Source organism: Aurantibacter sp., assembly GCF_042094015.1.
Classification (GTDB): domain Bacteria; phylum Bacteroidota; class Bacteroidia; order Flavobacteriales; family Flavobacteriaceae; genus Aurantibacter.
This window is the reverse complement of the sequence record NZ_JBELDZ010000024.1, coordinates 1-15,767: the sequence shown is the minus strand read 5'-3', so window position 1 is coordinate 15,767 and position 15,767 is coordinate 1. Positions and strand designations below refer to the sequence as shown.

The 15,767-nt window shown below is 29.8% G+C and carries 11 protein-coding genes; 3 read left to right on the top strand and 8 right to left on the bottom strand.

Annotated features, from left to right (window positions below):
* The first annotated feature begins 15 nt into the window (after positions 1 to 15).
* Positions 16 to 4,968 carry a choice-of-anchor L domain-containing protein gene (locus ACFDSN_RS05385; RefSeq protein ID WP_375238812.1) on the top strand — a complete coding sequence of 1,651 codons (4,953 nt, stop codon included), beginning with the start codon at positions 16 to 18 and terminating at the stop codon, positions 4,966 to 4,968.
* 12 nt (positions 4,969 to 4,980) lie between these two features.
* Positions 4,981 to 5,433, top strand: coding sequence for a hypothetical protein (locus tag ACFDSN_RS05380; RefSeq protein ID WP_375238811.1), 453 nt, complete (start codon positions 4,981 to 4,983; stop codon positions 5,431 to 5,433).
* Positions 5,434 to 5,544: 111 nt separating this feature from the next.
* Here the strand turns inward: ACFDSN_RS05380 and ACFDSN_RS05375 are convergent, their stop codons facing one another.
* From ACFDSN_RS05375 to ACFDSN_RS05340, 8 genes are all read right to left on the bottom strand, one after another.
* The gene (locus ACFDSN_RS05375) at positions 5,545 to 7,233 is read right to left on the bottom strand and encodes a hypothetical protein (protein ID WP_375238810.1); all 1,689 of its coding nucleotides are present in this window, start codon (positions 7,231 to 7,233) and stop codon (positions 5,545 to 5,547) included.
* A 45-nt stretch (positions 7,234 to 7,278) separates the two neighbouring features.
* On the bottom strand, positions 7,279 to 7,803 hold the full coding sequence (locus ACFDSN_RS05370; RefSeq protein WP_375238809.1) for a hypothetical protein: 525 nt from the start codon (positions 7,801 to 7,803) through the stop codon (positions 7,279 to 7,281).
* A 30-nt stretch (positions 7,804 to 7,833) separates the two neighbouring features.
* The gene (locus ACFDSN_RS05365) at positions 7,834 to 9,072 is read right to left on the bottom strand and encodes a DUF6638 family protein (protein WP_375238808.1); all 1,239 of its coding nucleotides are present in this window, start codon (positions 9,070 to 9,072) and stop codon (positions 7,834 to 7,836) included.
* A 52-nt stretch (positions 9,073 to 9,124) separates the two neighbouring features.
* Positions 9,125 to 9,760: a hypothetical protein gene (locus ACFDSN_RS05360; protein ID WP_375238807.1), complete on the bottom strand. Its 636-nt coding sequence runs from the start codon at positions 9,758 to 9,760 to the stop codon at positions 9,125 to 9,127.
* An 11-nt stretch (positions 9,761 to 9,771) separates the two neighbouring features.
* Positions 9,772 to 11,730, bottom strand: a complete 1,959-nt coding sequence (locus tag ACFDSN_RS05355; protein ID WP_375238806.1) for an AAA family ATPase — start codon at positions 11,728 to 11,730, stop codon at positions 9,772 to 9,774.
* 77 nt (positions 11,731 to 11,807) lie between these two features.
* Complete coding sequence (locus ACFDSN_RS05350; protein ID WP_375238805.1) at positions 11,808 to 12,851, bottom strand: hypothetical protein; 1,044 nt, start codon at positions 12,849 to 12,851, stop codon at positions 11,808 to 11,810.
* Positions 12,851 to 13,192 (bottom strand): hypothetical protein, encoded by a 342-nt coding sequence (locus ACFDSN_RS05345; protein WP_375238804.1) that lies wholly within the window; start codon positions 13,190 to 13,192, stop codon positions 12,851 to 12,853. Before ACFDSN_RS05345 ends, ACFDSN_RS05350 begins: the two co-directional genes overlap by 1 nt.
* 230 nt (positions 13,193 to 13,422) lie before the next feature.
* Positions 13,423 to 14,766 carry a microtubule-binding protein gene (locus tag ACFDSN_RS05340; RefSeq protein ID WP_375238803.1) on the bottom strand — a complete coding sequence of 448 codons (1,344 nt, stop codon included), beginning with the start codon at positions 14,764 to 14,766 and terminating at the stop codon, positions 13,423 to 13,425.
* A 167-nt stretch (positions 14,767 to 14,933) separates the two neighbouring features.
* Between ACFDSN_RS05340 and ACFDSN_RS05335 the strand changes: the two genes are divergently transcribed.
* Complete coding sequence (locus ACFDSN_RS05335) at positions 14,934 to 15,716, top strand: MBL fold metallo-hydrolase (RefSeq protein ID WP_375238802.1); 783 nt, start codon at positions 14,934 to 14,936, stop codon at positions 15,714 to 15,716.
* The last annotated feature ends 51 nt before the right edge of the window (positions 15,717 to 15,767 follow it).

The window sequence follows — 15,767 nt, the reverse complement described above, 5'->3', positions numbered from 1 at the left end:
TAAACTATTCCCTTTTTGAAAAACTTAACCTCAAACCTTTCAAAACAATTATTACTATTAATTATTTTATTAATAAGTAGTATTTCTTTTGCGCAACAAATAACTACCGATACGTCTTTAAGTGTTCAGGATTTAATAGAAAACAATTTAGCTAGTGGTTGTGTAGAAATCAGCAACGTTTCTTCAACTGTAAATGGCTCTATAAATAGTTTAAATAGTTTTGGGTTATTTAACAGGAACGGCTCTACTTTTCCTTTTGAAAGTGGTATTTTACTAACCACAGGAGAAGCTTCTGACGCAGGAAACACTCCAAACGCAGCAATTATTAATGCTGGAAATAATACTTGGGGAACAGATCCTGATTTAGAAAATGCTCTAGGAATTAATAACACATTAAATGCAACTTCTATAGAGTTTGATTTTATTTCTGGTACAGATTCAGTACAATTTAATTATATATTTGCTTCAGAGGAATATTTTGATGATTATCCATGCTCAGTTTCTGATAGTTTTGTGTTTTTAATTAAAGAAACTGCTTCTGTGTTACCGTTTACAAACCTTGCCGTAATACCAAGTACAACAATACCTGTAAACACAACTAATGTTCATGACGAGATTACTGGAACTGATGGTTGTGCTGCAGTAAACGAAGCCTTTTTTTTCGGACCAGACTCTAGCACTAATTATAATGGTCGTACAACAGTATTAACAGCTTCTACAACCATCTTAGCAGATGTTTCTTATACTATAAAATTAATAATTGCTGATTCTAGATTTGCTGACTTTGATTCTGCTGTGTTTATTGAAGCAAATAGCTTTGATAATACCGTAGATCTAGGTAACGATATTTCTACATGTGATTCTAACGCAACTTTAGACGCTACAGTTTCTGCTAATAATCCGACCTATGAATGGAATCTAAACGGAACAAACTTACCTGGATTTAGTAATATGCCTATAATTAATATCGCAAATTCTGGCGCTTATACCGTTGATATTTCTATTCCATTAAATGGTGGAACTTGTACTTTTTCTGACACTGTAAATGTTTCCTTAAATAACTTTGAAAATGGACCAGACATAGAAGATGTCGAATTATGTGATGATATATCAAATGATGAAACTGAAGATTTTGATTTTGTACAAGCTGAAGTAGAATTATTGGCCGAACTACCACAACCCGAAACATACACAATAACATATCACTTTACAAATAGTCAAGCACAATCAGGTAATAATCCTATAGTAAATACTACTAACTTTCCAAACACTGTAAATCCTCAAGTTATACATGTTAGAGCTGTAAATAGTTTAGGTTGTGTTTATATAACGTTGTTTAGATTGGTTGTAAACCCATTTCCAATTATTACAGATCCAACAACATTTTTTGCTTGTACAAATGATGGAGGAGCAGATTTAAATACTTTAAACTCTAGTATTACAGGAGGAAACACAGATTATTCAGTTACATACCATAATTCACAAGTTAACGCAGATTCTGGAAACAACCCTATATCTATGCCATATACTCCAGTATCTAGTCCAGAAACTGTATATATTAGAGTTACCACAAGTTCTGGTTGTATAGACACTGCAGATGTAGAAGTTACAGTAAACGACAATCCACCAATAAATAATGATGTTCAACAAATAGACGCTTGTACAACAAACGATTTTGCTTCTTTTAATATTACAAGTGTAGAAGCAGAAATATTAATGGGCTTGACTGGTGTTACTGTAACGTATCACGAAAATAGTATAGATGCAGATACTGGTTTAAATCCAATTGTAGACCCAACAAATTACACCAATACAACTCCTAACGAGCAATTTGTATATATTAGAATTGTTGATAATATTACGGGTTGTGTTACCATACATCCAATAGAACTCCATACTCAGTTATTAATTACAGGAACAGATTTTGCAATTACACCAACTCCTGTAGAATTCTCGGTTTGTGATAATGATTTAGATGGAATTGTAGAATTTAATCTAATTTCAATTGCAGATGCAATTTTAAATGATGTTGACGACACAGTTGTTCAGTTTTTTGAAAATGACCCTGTTATAAACCCAGCTGAACCAGAAGTGGATCAAAGTATACCATATACAATAAATGCAGATGGTTTTGTTTTATATGTTACATTAACTAGAATAAATCCAGATTGTGTTTATAATAATCAAATAATACTAAACATTAGAGAAGGTGTTACTATAAACTCTTTAGTTCCACAAAATTATTGTGATACAGACGATGATTTATCATCTGTTACTATTTTTGATTTTTCTGATTTTGATTCTTACATAGAAAGTGAGGCTTCTCCAACTCCAAATAATATTATTTATTACGCTACTCAAACTGATGCAGATACAAATACATCTCCTCTACCTAACAACTATACTATATTAAATCCTACATTTCCTCATAGTATATTTTTTAGAGCTATTAATTCTGGTTGTTTTACTGTAGGAGAATTAGAAATTAACTTCCTTCCTGCGCCGTCATTAAATACACCAACAAATCTATTAGTATGTACAACAGATGGAAGTAACTCTGCTATTGTTAATTTAAACAATAAAATTCCTGAAATAAATGGAGGATCTGATTTAAGCTATTCATTCCATGTAAATTATCCTAATGCAGAGAATGGAACTAATCCGGTGACTAATCCAGCAGCATACAATACAATTACTAGATCTATTTTTGCTAGAGTAGAAAACACAAATACTGGTTGTTTTGCAATTCAACCATTTGAAATTATAGTAAATAGTAAACCAAACCCAATTATTGACCCATATATTGTATGTTTAGATATAGGAAGTACTGTAGGTGACTTCTTTTTTGAAACCGAAATTGACCCAATTATATTACCAAATTTATCAAGTGCAGCTAATATAAGTTATTATCAAGATTATGATATAGTTACCAATACTTTATCTAATTTCATTGACAAAACAGTTGTTTATAATAATTCAGCATTAGCTGAAACTATATATGTTAATATAGAATACATAGACGATCCAACATGCTCAACAATAGTAAGCTTTGATATTAACGTTGGTGAAATACCAGACTATAATACTGGAATTACAACATTTTTTGGTTGTGATGATGATAGTAATGATGGAGCTGCTTTTTTTGACTTAAATGAATTTTCTTCTCAATTAGAACAAGGGTCTAGTCAAAACTTAACTATTACATATTATTTGAATGAAATAGATGCAAACAATCAACAAAATGAAATAACAAATCCAGACAATTTTGAAAACGGTAATTTTAATGGTGATGGTATTTATTTTAATCCACTAACAATTTACTACAATGTAGACAACGGGACTATTTGTGAAGGAGTAGCAGGGTTTGAATTACAAGTTGTTCCAATTCCTAGCGGTATAACACCTACATCTATTATATTGTGTGATACCAATAGTAACAATTTAGATGGAATAATGAATTTTGACATTTTTGCTATTCAAGATAATATTTTAGTTGATATTATTGATAGAGATAGAGAAGACATTATTGTAAATTATTATCCATCTCAAAATGATTTTGATAGCAATACTAATCTAATATTCTCTGCTTCTGCAGATCCAAGTGTAATTCAAACATTTCCAGACTATACAAACATTACAAATCCACAAACCATAGTCATACAGATACTAAATACAGCCACAACTTGTTTTGACACTGTAGAACTAGAATTAAACGTAGATGTTCCTCCAACATTAAGTTCAGGAACTTTTCAAATATGCGATAATATTGATGATGAGTTTGATTTAAGTACAATTACTTCAGATATTATTGGAGCACAAAATAATGTCAACATTGAGTTCTATGAGTCTGAAACAAACGCAGAAACTCAAGCTGATGTTTTAACTAATATTTATAATTACACTTCAAATCTTACTACACTTTGGGCTAGAGCAAATTTTATTGGCAGTAATTGCTTTAATATAGAATCATTTAATATTCAAATAAATCCTTTACCAATTGTAAATACTATACAAAACCTATCTAGTTGTGATGATGATTATGACTTAATACAAAATTTCGATTTATCAACTCAAACTTCTATAATATTAGGGTCTCAAAATCCAGCAAATTACACTGTAACATATTATGAAACTCAAAACGATGCAGATAATGATACAAACCCTATAACTAACACATCTGTACTATCAGCAAACGGTACGGAATATTTTATTAGAATAGAAAACAATAGTACAAACTGCTTTAATACAACAAGCTTCTTAACTTTAGTAAACAGAAAACCATTTATAGAATTAAATGATGTACCATTATGTTTAGATGATTTACCGCTTATAGTTACAGCAGAAACTGGAATTAGTACAGATAGCTACCAATGGACTTCCGGACAAACTAGTGCAGAAATAAACATAAACACCATTGGTACTTATGGAGTAACTATAACAACACAATTTGGTTGTACGTTTACTACAAATTTTGTTGTTGAAGAATCTGAAGCAGCTCTTATAGAATTTACAGAAACTGTAGATTTTTCAGATCCTAATTCTATAACTGTTAATATCTCTGGAATTGGAGATTACCTGTATCAATTAGATGATGGAACACCACAAATCTCTAACTTTTTTAATAATGTTACTTTAGGCGTACATACAGTAACTGTAATAGATCAAAACGGATGTAACTCTGTATCTAAAGAAGTAATTGTATTTGATATTCCGCTATTTTTTACACCAAACAATGATGGAATTAAAGACACTTGGCATATTGCAGGAGTTGGCTATTTAACCGGAACTATTGTTTATATTTTTGATAGATATGGTAAATTATTAAAAACATTAGATTATACGTCTACTGGATGGGATGGTTATTATAATGGATATATAATGCCAACAAGCGATTATTGGTATTTAGCACATATAAAATATAAAGGAATTGAAATAGAGAAAAAAGGGCATTTTACTCTAAGACGTTAAATTTCACAACTAATGAAAAACATATTTAAAGCTAAAGAAACAGCCAATATAATTAGTAGAATAAACCAGTTAACTCCAAATACAGCAAGTTTATGGAGTAAAATGGATGTTGCACAAATGATGGCACATTGTAACGTAACCTACGAAATGATTTATACAGATAAACATCCAAAACCAAATACTGTTAAAACATTTCTATTAAAAACATTCGTAAAAAAAGCTGTTGTTGGTAATAATCCTTATCCAAAAAACGGAAGAACTGCACCTCAATTTTTAATTTCAGCTCAAAAAGAATTTGAAAAAGAAAAAAATGATTTAGTAGGTTATATTACAAAAACTCAAAAATTAGGAGAAACTCATTTTAACAATAAAGAATCTCATTCTTTTGGAAAATTAACGAGTAACGAATGGAATAATATGCTTTACAAACATCTTGATCATCATTTAAATCAATTTGGTGTTTAAATTAAAAGACTGTTAATTACTAAAAAAACTTCAATAAATTAATAATTTATGAAGCTTTTTTCTTTTGAAAACAGAAACCCACTACTCTACTTTAATTGACTCTTTTACAGTTTATTTCAACGCCTTAATAGAATCTATTTGACGTTCTAATTTTAGTATTTGTTCGCTTTTAGTGTCTATAGCTGGTATAGATTTTATAGAATCTAAAATTTGTTGAGCCATTTCTACAGTTTTTGTTTCTTCAACAAAATAATGTCCAATACCTTCACTTGCACGCCAAGCTTCATTTAATTGCTCGTAAACAGTCTTTTCCCATTGACTTGGATGTTTTGCATCTATCCAAACCACATCTCTATATTCACTATCAATTAAAGCTAAATCTGGTGTAGCAGATCCATCAAATTTTGCGCTACCTTCACTAACAGAAGCTACTGTTCCAAAAAAGAATAAACGCTTTCTTCCTGCTATATTTTTAATGTAAGGTCTAAATTCCACTGGTTTACTTACAGACCAATCGTACTCTTTACGAGATTCTCGAACTTTAGAAGGCATTGCAGAAACACCTGCATAACCTTGCTTTTTAGAAGCGTGATCATAATAATATAATTTATCTGTTCCATCTGCTGGAATAAACACACTAAAGGTTAAACTTGTTCGCTCGTTTCCTACTGGTTCTAATCCAAACCAATGATATAAACCAGAATAAGCATTGATTTTTGTTGTACTAAAATCAAAATCTGTTACGTAAGGTTGCTGATTTTGATCGTCTGGAAGATTCGGTATTTTAACTGCAGTTTCCATATTCCAAGGTAATGGATCGCTAAATCCTCCTAAAAACTTTAAAGATTCTGCTTGTAATTGAGATACTTTTTCCGATAACGTATTCTGACGTGTTAAGTAAATATGATTTTGCATATCTTCTGGAGAAACATAAGTTCCTTTTCCAATAAACATACGTTCCATATAATCGTTAAAATCGTGTTCACCATTATCTATAACCATTACACCACCAAAACTTGGGTAAGGAAAAAAGAAACCTTTCCATTTAATTAAGCTTACTACTTGTACCCAAGCGCCTTTATCGTTTTTCATATAAAACGTATCGCTTGGTTCCATTGTAAACAATTGCCAAGGATTAAAGCGTTGCACAACTGCATTATATGTATTTCTACTAAACTTTAAAGATTCTCCTATGGAGAAAGTTACAGGAATTCTATTATCGCTAGAGAAACGCGGAAAAGGTGTTGTACTAGATACAGAAAACACTTCTTCCGTATTATCGTTTAAACGCTGCATTACATATTTTTCTGATGGTTGAATTGCCATAGTCCATTGATTAGTAGAATCTATTCTAACCAAATGCGGTAAAGACACATCTTTTGTTTCACCAACACTTTCATTAGCCATAGAAAAAATATTTTGTAATGGTTGAATACGTTCATTATGTGTTAAAGGCAAGTCATTAATTTCGACTTTATTAAGATTATTAAAAACGTTATAAGTTTTCATATAATCATAAAATTTCATTTGAAATCCAACAAAATAAATAGCTCCAAAAAAAATAATTAATCCTATTAAAATTACAATACGTTTTAATGCTGAAGCTGAATTACGAAAAGCTCTTAATCCCAAGAATAATACTAATAAGCTTAACAGAATTATAAAAATAAATTTACGCAAGAACAATAATACCGGTTGATAATCATCTCTTAAAAAGAATAACGCTATCAATAATACTAAAGCAATAACAACAGTTATTACTTTTTGTTTTATGCCTTTGTTCCAATAATTTTTAATCATAATATTAGTTGATTTAATTCTTTATAAAATTCTCTTTAAAAAAATCTACATTAACCCTTTATCTTTCAAACGTTCTCTAGCACTCTTTTTAGAATGTTCAGGTTCTTGCTTAACTTCTTCTGTAGAATCTTCTTCTACTTTAGAATCTTTTATTTTTAAATCTTCGAAAATTTCTTTTCCTTTATTAATAGTTTCATCTACTAAATCTTCTAAATTATCGGTTTGTTCTTCAATAACTTTAGTCGATTTTATTATAATACTTGCTAAATAAGTTCCAACTAATGTTCCTAAAATACTTGATAGAAATAAATTTATAGTTGCTATCTCTATTGGTAAAATAAGTTTTGAAACTAATATTGCTGCCAAAAACAATAACGAAATATAAACCAAACGCATTACAAAATTCTGATCGTATATGAATCCTTTTTTACTAGTAGGCTTCATTTGCAATTCTTCAGAATACATTAATTTATTTAAAAATCGATATATTTTATTACTCTTAGATTCGCGCCAGTATAATAATATTCCAAATACTATTGTGGCTATAAATATGATAAGTTCTAATGTCATAATCCTTGTTCTTAATTTATAAGTCTACTTCTAGCCTATTTTGTTACTAATAGTTTCAATTACCCAATCTTTAAATCCATCATCCCAAGCATTGTAAGCTTTATAAAAAGCTTCTTTATCATACCAGTATAAATGTAGTACATCTTTTACAGAAACATCATTTAACAGTTTCCAAATTAAGTCGCTTTGATTAGTTGTTAATGAGGAATGTGGCTCATGCAAACCAAAATACAAGTCGTTATCAATTAAATCAGCTATTTTATATTGGTTACTTACTTCTAGTTTCTCCAAATATAATTCTACAGACATAACATGTTTACGTCGTTTTATATCTAATTTATTTAAATAACTTTTAAATAATAATGGATCGTTTAGAATGTCTTTTTTAGAATGTGTTGTTTCTTTTAAAGCTGAAATTAATTCAAATTTCTTAATACGTTCATAACGTTCTGTCTGAACAATACGTTCTAAATCGCACGAAACAATCGTATGATCTTTTAATTTCTCTATTAATTCTGGTTGACTAATATTAAATAGTAACACGTCATAAATAGTATCTTTTATTGCTTCTTTGTACCAACTTAAATCGTTAAAAACAACAATAGGTTTTATAAAATCTCTTAATACATAAACGCCTCCAAAAGCTTTTGTGTAAAATGAACTTGAAGTATACGTTAAACTATGTAAACTTAAATCTCTATCTCGTAAATCGCCATAAGAATTAGCAGATTCTAATAATTCTGCTTGTAAATCCTCATCTATAAAATTATGATCTGTTTTAAACTTAGAAATTAATCGTCTTTGCTCCTTTTGCTTCTCTTCTAAATCGTTAATTAAATGAAAACTAATTTCTACATCTTTATATTTTAAAACATCTAAAGGCTCATAAAAAGCATCTATATATTGATCAAAATCTATACAAATGGCACAATCTCTAGTTATATCTTTAATTTTATCGCCATGAATGCTAAATACCTGTTGCATCATTTCACGATCAAACGTATGGAATGGTTCGTAAACTGGTTTTTTATATTGTAAAGGCGATATTAATATTCCATGCAGATTAGCTTCACCATTATTTAAATAGCTAACGTTATCTTTTTCGTTAGCAATTTCAGGACTCCAACCTATACCATCTATATGGAAATTAGTCAATTTTGTTGGCGTAAATCCTAATTTTATTAAGCAGGTATTATAACGTTCTACTAACTTCCCGCTTATAGGAATTAGTTCGTGATTATATAAGTTTGCTTCTTTTAGTTTTTGCATTATTAAATACTTTCTTTTATATTTTCTTGAAGGAAAAAAATCTTTTAATCATTTATTTTATCTTCATTTTTTTAATGGTTTTAATATTACCATCAATTGGTGAAATTAAAATATCTCCTTTAGTTTTATTTACGTAAAAAACATATAAACTATTTTTTCCTAACATCTTTATTTTCTCTTTTTGATTGTCTTCAAAAATCAATTCATGTGTGTACTTTATATCTTCGTTTTGTAGACGTCTTTTTTCTTTCATACCTCTACCAAATCCCATTCCTATAAAGACTGAAAAGACCATAAAAACTGACATAGAAATCATAAAACCGTTTGTCTTTAATGATTCACTAGCTTTATCTACTTTAACCTTATTCTTACCTGACTGATATTTCTTTCTCCTAGATAAATAAGCATAGTATTTAGGCATAAACATCTTAAGAAAATAAGTCATAAACAAAGCAAAAACAACTGCCAAACCTAATTTAAGGTTTCCTGTAATTACAGAAACAGGACTTATTAAAACATCTAAAACTGAAGAATATTCTAAAATATTAATGTCTAAAAACTTATAATATATTGTTTCATGAAAAACACCTAAAACTAAAAGAAAAATATATCCTAAAGATAGATAATCTTGTAAATTTAAATTTGATGATTCTTTAGACTCAACCTCTGATTTATTCGTTTCTTCCATTTTAAATTTATTTAATGGTTCTCAAAATTTTGTCTCGCTTTAGTTTCAATATTTAACTGGTTTACTCTTGCATCTACTTTTCGTTTAAAGTCTGTATCTGCAATAGTTGCTACATTATCTAAATAACGTACTACTTCTTGTCTTCTAATATCAGAGAAATTTAAACCTTTCATATTGGCTTTCATTAACTCTTGTAACATATTATGTTTGGTATTGTAATCTTGTTTGAAATAAATTTCAGGATTCTCAAACCAATCTTTTTCTAAATCAAAATCTGTTAAGCGTAACGAAATAGCACTTTGGATATTCCTAACATCTCTAGAAGAGAAAAATGGAAATATATTCTGGATTTCTTTATATAAGCTTGAAAAAAATAAATGATTATCTGTACTGTGTAATTTTTCGGCTTTACTGTAAGCATCTAAAACACGAGCTTCAGATGGTTTTTCGATACTGTTTAAAATATCGCCCATATTTTTAGCTAAACCTTGGTCTTTTAAATATTCATAGTCATTTGGACTTGTCATATTTACAAAATCCGGCATTGTTTTATCTAATTTACGCCACCATAAATGATCCTGATCTAAGAAATCGTGTTCGGTTCTTGCGCCATCAATTTTAAAACGACCTTGCACTCTAGAAATTACAGCTTTGTCCAACATTTCTGGCAAATTGGTAAATAATCCAATAGAACTATTTCCGTAATTTACAGCATACGCGCCTTCTGTATAACGTAAAAACACACCAATAACTTCTTTAACTCCAGCCGAAACACCTTGCGCTGTACGTTCTTGTAAATTATTTTCGGCATCATCTATTGGTGCAAAAATAAGTTTAGTTGGATCTTGCATAGGTTTCATCCACTCCACCATTTTTTCTGCTGATCCACCTTGAAATGTACTAATTAGCGTATCTGGCATTGGATGAAATAAGAATGGAATATCTAATACATCACAATGTTCTTTTAACTTGGTTGCAATTGCTGCAATAAGCATACTTTTTCCTGTTCCTGGAATTCCATATCCCATAAAAACCGGCATAAATCCACCAAGTTCTTGAAATGGATTTTTCTTTGCTTCAAAATCGTAACTTAACATACGTTCTGTTAATCGTCTTGCAAAGTGTTTTGCATCTCGGTTTCCAACTATTTGTTCGAACTTAATTTTATTAAATTCTATACTTTTTGCTGTTCCAGAAAAAGAATTACTCCAACCCGAAATTGTAAATTCTGTATTTTCTAATTTATACGTTCTATCCTCAACCGTTTCTGTATATTCTAATGTGCTTTTTCTAAGTTGAATTTCGGCAATTAATGCTTCAAAATAAACCACTGTAAAGTCGATAACATCTTTATCTGATTTTACAATTTCTGGATGCGATAAGTATTTATCGAAATAAAACATAGCACAAGAAAATCCTTTTAAAGGTGATAAAAATGACACCTCAGGAATTCCTGCAAACTTTTGCTTCATCACACTTAAATCGTCTGAAGCATTTGGTTTTAATTGATGTAAAACATAGTAAGCTGTAGAGAACAACATAAAAGCTGTTCCTGTATACATTTTACTTTCGTATTCGCGTTTCCCGTTAGAATCTAATGCGCTTTTATTCTGAATTAAGCTTGATAAACCCGATGCATCATAATATGAATCTTTAATCCAAGTTCCCAAAGTTAATCCTTCCTGAACTGCATATAAGGTCTGATTTAAAAACAATGGAATTGCTACAGAATCTGGCAACAAGCGCTTTTTTAAAGCTAAAATAGTTTTAGAAACCGATGTTGTTTGTAATGAACCACCATTATTTGCTTTAGACAAATACAGCAAAATAGATTCATCTTTTGCATTTTTATCTTTATTTTTTGCTCTAGAACTTTGTTCCCATTGTACACTTTTTAAGTACGATGATGCTTCGTCTCGAAGCATATCTAATTCGTTGTTTTTTATAGGGAAAGTTGTGTTGTGTTCCATTTTTAAGTTTATAAGTTGATTGGTTTATTTGTTTAGGAGAATGTACTTAAAAGTTCTATCCTTTTACTTTAAACCATTTATTTCATTTTCAAATCGCTGACTTCAAAAGGCATTTCTGCTAATTTGTTCATTAGATTTGGTGTTTTGTTATATAATAATTGGATAATTCTATGTGGAGCAAAAACATATTTATAGCTTTCTACATCGTTCCATTTTTGTAAAGTTTGTTTACTAAAATAACCGCCTTCAGAAAATGTACTTCCTGTTTTTACCTCATCAATTTTTAAGCTTAATGCGTAAGATTCTAAAGGCACTTCTTTTTTAGAAATACTTTCTAAAATAGCGTGCGTAATATCATTTTCGTCTTTGGCAAATATATTATGGAATGGACCTAAATCTATTCGCTTAATATAAGTTGGATGGACATCTTTTAAGCGTTTATCTATTCCATAAGCCATTGTATCTAAACTCATTTCTCTATCTGCAACTGCATTTAAGGTATCGTAAAGTTCTTGTTTATCGTCTTCAACATCTTTACCATTATAATTAAAGTACATAAAACATACAAATGGTCTATTATGCGAAATATCGAAAAAGCTCCAACTCACTATATAATCTCCTTTTTCTTTATCGTTGCTTTCTACTAATTTACCTTGTACAAAACGATTAAAAATATACTCTTGTTTTACAGATGTGTAATACACAATTGATGATGCTTGGAATAACTTATCGCGTTTTATAGGTTGCTTCTTTTTTAATAAAACATCTAAAAATTCGTCTTGTAGTGTCTTAATATCTTTTAGTTTGTGTAAGTAATTATCTCGTAAAGATAAATCGTTATACAAGTAACGAAACTCTAAATAATTAGGAAAACCAGATTCTGCTAAATCGACTTTCATATTATCTTCATCGTCAAACATATATTTTACACGCATAGCTTCTATAGAATACAAAAGCAAATCACAGTATTGTTTAAAAAACACCACTTCTTGTTCTGTACACAGTTTATTATTCTGTACAGAAATAATTAATTCTTTAAGTGCAAAGTCAACTTTTTTATGGTAAAAAACATAATGCTCTTTACTATCTAATACTGCCGAATCTAAAGGTGTTACAATCATTATATATACCAGTTTATTTTACCATCAAGTTCAGAACACAAACCTATTCCCGCTTTACCTGAATCATCAAAAGCTATATGATATTCAATAGATAAATTATTCGAAGTTAATATTATATCAAATTCATTAAAGGAACTCATCAATTCAGAAAACAGTGCTTTTAACTCTATTAGCTCTTTATTTACCAAGTCTTTAGTAATACTTTTAAAATCGATAGTATTTATCCAACTTGTAACTAAAAGCTTGTTTGAATCTAACAGATTTATAGTCATTCTATCAAGTTTTAAAGGAACTCCATCAGCTAATTTATAAATTTTTCCTTTTAGCTGTTTTTTATTCATTCTATAATTGATTGATGTGGTTCTTTAAAACATTCAAATAAACTATTAAAATTTTGAGTAGTTCCGTTAGGGATTAAAGCGGCATCCTTTTTTTGCTGCCATAAATGGCAAAAAAAAGATATAGCGGAAAGCCTGACTAACTTTTGCCTTTAAAAACAAAAGTTAGTAACGCTATAATTATTTCTATTCTATAGAGTTCTCGACTGCGATCGAACAGACAAATGAGTTTCTTAACTTAATAAATCGTCTCCAGAATCGTTAGTTGGTTTTGGTGCATCTGGTTCTCCAGAATCTCCAGTTGGCGCATTTCCGTCGGCTTTGTAATAGTCTTCAAAAATTTCTTTCATATCTATTCCGTAGCGATCTGCAAAATTCTTTTGAATATCCACATCTTTCTCACGAATCTCTTGTAAAGCTTCGGCATAACTTCCGTAAACACCTTGCATTACTTTTTCGTGTACTGGAATATTATCCATCATTTCTTGTCTTGCTCTTGCACTTGCGCTATGCATAGATGCTAGAGTTTCTCCAATATGTTCATCGGTTTTAACTCCTAAATGCTCTAAAATGGCTGCAAATTCTTGGTCTGTTCTAGCTTTTAATGCTACAACATAACCATCGTAATACTTTAAACGTTCTTCTGTATCAGATTTTAATTTTGCTCTGTGCGTTTGTAAGTTACTACGTAAAGAGGTTAATACTTTTATAGTTAAATTATGCTTGTGTACAAAACTGTCTTTAGATGCCGAAAGTGTTGTATAAGCGTTTTTAAGTCCTTCTAATTCTTCTACTTTTTGTTCTATTGTAGTTACTTTAGCTATAGCTTCTGCATATTCTGAAGTTTGCTTGTCTACAATATCTTCTAAAGCTTGGCGTGCTTGTTTTAATGATGCGTATTGCTCTTCTAATTTTGCTTCTACTTCTTTCTTTTTCTCTAAAGCTTTAGAATGATTTTTAGATGCTTCAAAAATTGCAACTTGCAACTTATCTTCTACTTCTTTTATTTCTACTTCTCTATTTTTTAAACGTGTTACCGCAGCTTGAGATTTAAAAGATAATTCGCTTAATAATGTCTGAACATCTGCACCTTCAATACGTTCTTGAAACATTGCCTTTGCTTTATTATCTGCTCCAGCTCTAACTTTTTCGGCATCCTTTAAAGCTTGTTCTGCTTTAGCAATTTTGCTTTTTCTTCCCCAAAGATTATTCCACCAAGTGTCTGGCTTATTTTGAGCATCTTCTAATTCAACTTTTGATCTCTCTAATGCTTTTTGAGCATCATCTATTACTTTTTGCTCGTTAGCATTAAGTGAAGAGAATCGTTCAAACAAAATTCCAACCTCATCTTGATAATCTGTTAAATCTTTAATAGCATCTAAAAGACTAGTTCTGTCCTTTTCTGCCATTCCAACCACATCATCTAAAGTAGCATTAAGAATTTTTTGACGTCTTTCTGGATCATCTTCTTGAGATAATTTAGATTTCATTGTGTCAATTGCTTTTCCCCAATTAACATCTACTTTTTCAGATTTTTGATTAGAATTAGTTTCTAAAAGGTCAAATTCGTCAGCCATATGTGTGTTTCTTTTTTTAGTTAGTATAATAGTTGTCTAATTTCGATAAAAAAAATGAAGAAAGAAATTAAATCATTCACTTTATAGGTAGCAAAAGCGAATTATTTGTTACATTATTTCTTAAATGAATTTTAAAATCTATTTTTACTTTAAAATATATTCAAAATATGAAAACCTATTATATTATTGCCTTAGCTTCAATTTTAGTTTTATCTAGTTGTAAGAAAGACGAAAAAGCCACAACAGACACAGAAGAAGTTACAGAAGTTCTAAAAACCGTTTCTGAATTAAAAATTACACCTATTGAGCACGCAACAATGGTTTTGGAGTACGAAGATCAAGTTATTTACATAGATCCTTTTGGAGGAAAAGAAGCTTTTAAAGATCAGAAATCTGCTGATTTGGTTTTTATTACAGATATACATTTTGATCATTTAGATATTCCAACACTAGATAGTTTAGATTTAAGTAAAGCAACTATTGTTGCACCTTTAGCTGTTAAAGAAAAATTACCTGAGAACTTACAGCGTAAAACCATTGTACTACACAATGGAAATGCCAAAACAATAAAAGGTATTGGTGTTGAAACTGTACCAATGTATAATTTACGTGAAGAAGCGTTACACTTTCACGAAAAAGGAAGAGGAAATGGTTATGTTTTAACTATTGGAGAAGAACGTATTTACATTTCTGGTGACACGGAAGATATCCCTGAAATGCGAAAACTTAAAAATATTGACAAAGCTTTTGTTTGTATGAATTTACCTTGGACAATGCCTGTAAATAATGCTGCAAGTGCTGTTTTAGATTTTAAACCTAAACAAGTATATCCATATCATTATAGAAACAAAGAAGGTTTTAGTAATGTTGGTTTATTTAAAATGCAAGTTAATGCTTCTTCTGATGATATTGAAGTTGTACAGTTGGATTGGTATACTACTTCTAAATAATTTTCACTTTAGGTTTTAACTTAAAAAACTCCAAATTACAATTGTAACTTG

Excerpts from the sequence above, each read along its gene's own strand:
- ACFDSN_RS05345 (WP_375238804.1), bottom strand. The coding sequence starts at position 13,192 with ATGAATAAAAAACAGCTAAAAGGAAAAATTTATAAATTAGCTGATGGA.
- ACFDSN_RS05370 (WP_375238809.1), bottom strand. The coding sequence starts at position 7,803 with ATGACATTAGAACTTATCATATTTATAGCCACAATAGTATTTGGAATA.
- ACFDSN_RS05365 (WP_375238808.1), bottom strand. The coding sequence starts at position 9,072 with ATGCAAAAACTAAAAGAAGCAAACTTATATAATCACGAACTAATTCCT.
- ACFDSN_RS05355 (WP_375238806.1), bottom strand. The coding sequence starts at position 11,730 with ATGGAACACAACACAACTTTCCCTATAAAAAACAACGAATTAGATATG.
- ACFDSN_RS05360 (WP_375238807.1), bottom strand. The coding sequence starts at position 9,760 with ATGGAAGAAACGAATAAATCAGAGGTTGAGTCTAAAGAATCATCAAAT.
- ACFDSN_RS05350 (WP_375238805.1), bottom strand. The coding sequence starts at position 12,851 with ATGATTGTAACACCTTTAGATTCGGCAGTATTAGATAGTAAAGAGCAT.
- ACFDSN_RS05375 (WP_375238810.1), bottom strand. The coding sequence starts at position 7,233 with ATGATTAAAAATTATTGGAACAAAGGCATAAAACAAAAAGTAATAACT.
- ACFDSN_RS05335 (WP_375238802.1), top strand. The coding sequence starts at position 14,934 with ATGAAAACCTATTATATTATTGCCTTAGCTTCAATTTTAGTTTTATCT.
- ACFDSN_RS05380 (WP_375238811.1), top strand. The coding sequence starts at position 4,981 with ATGAAAAACATATTTAAAGCTAAAGAAACAGCCAATATAATTAGTAGA.
- ACFDSN_RS05340 (WP_375238803.1), bottom strand. The coding sequence starts at position 14,766 with ATGGCTGACGAATTTGACCTTTTAGAAACTAATTCTAATCAAAAATCT.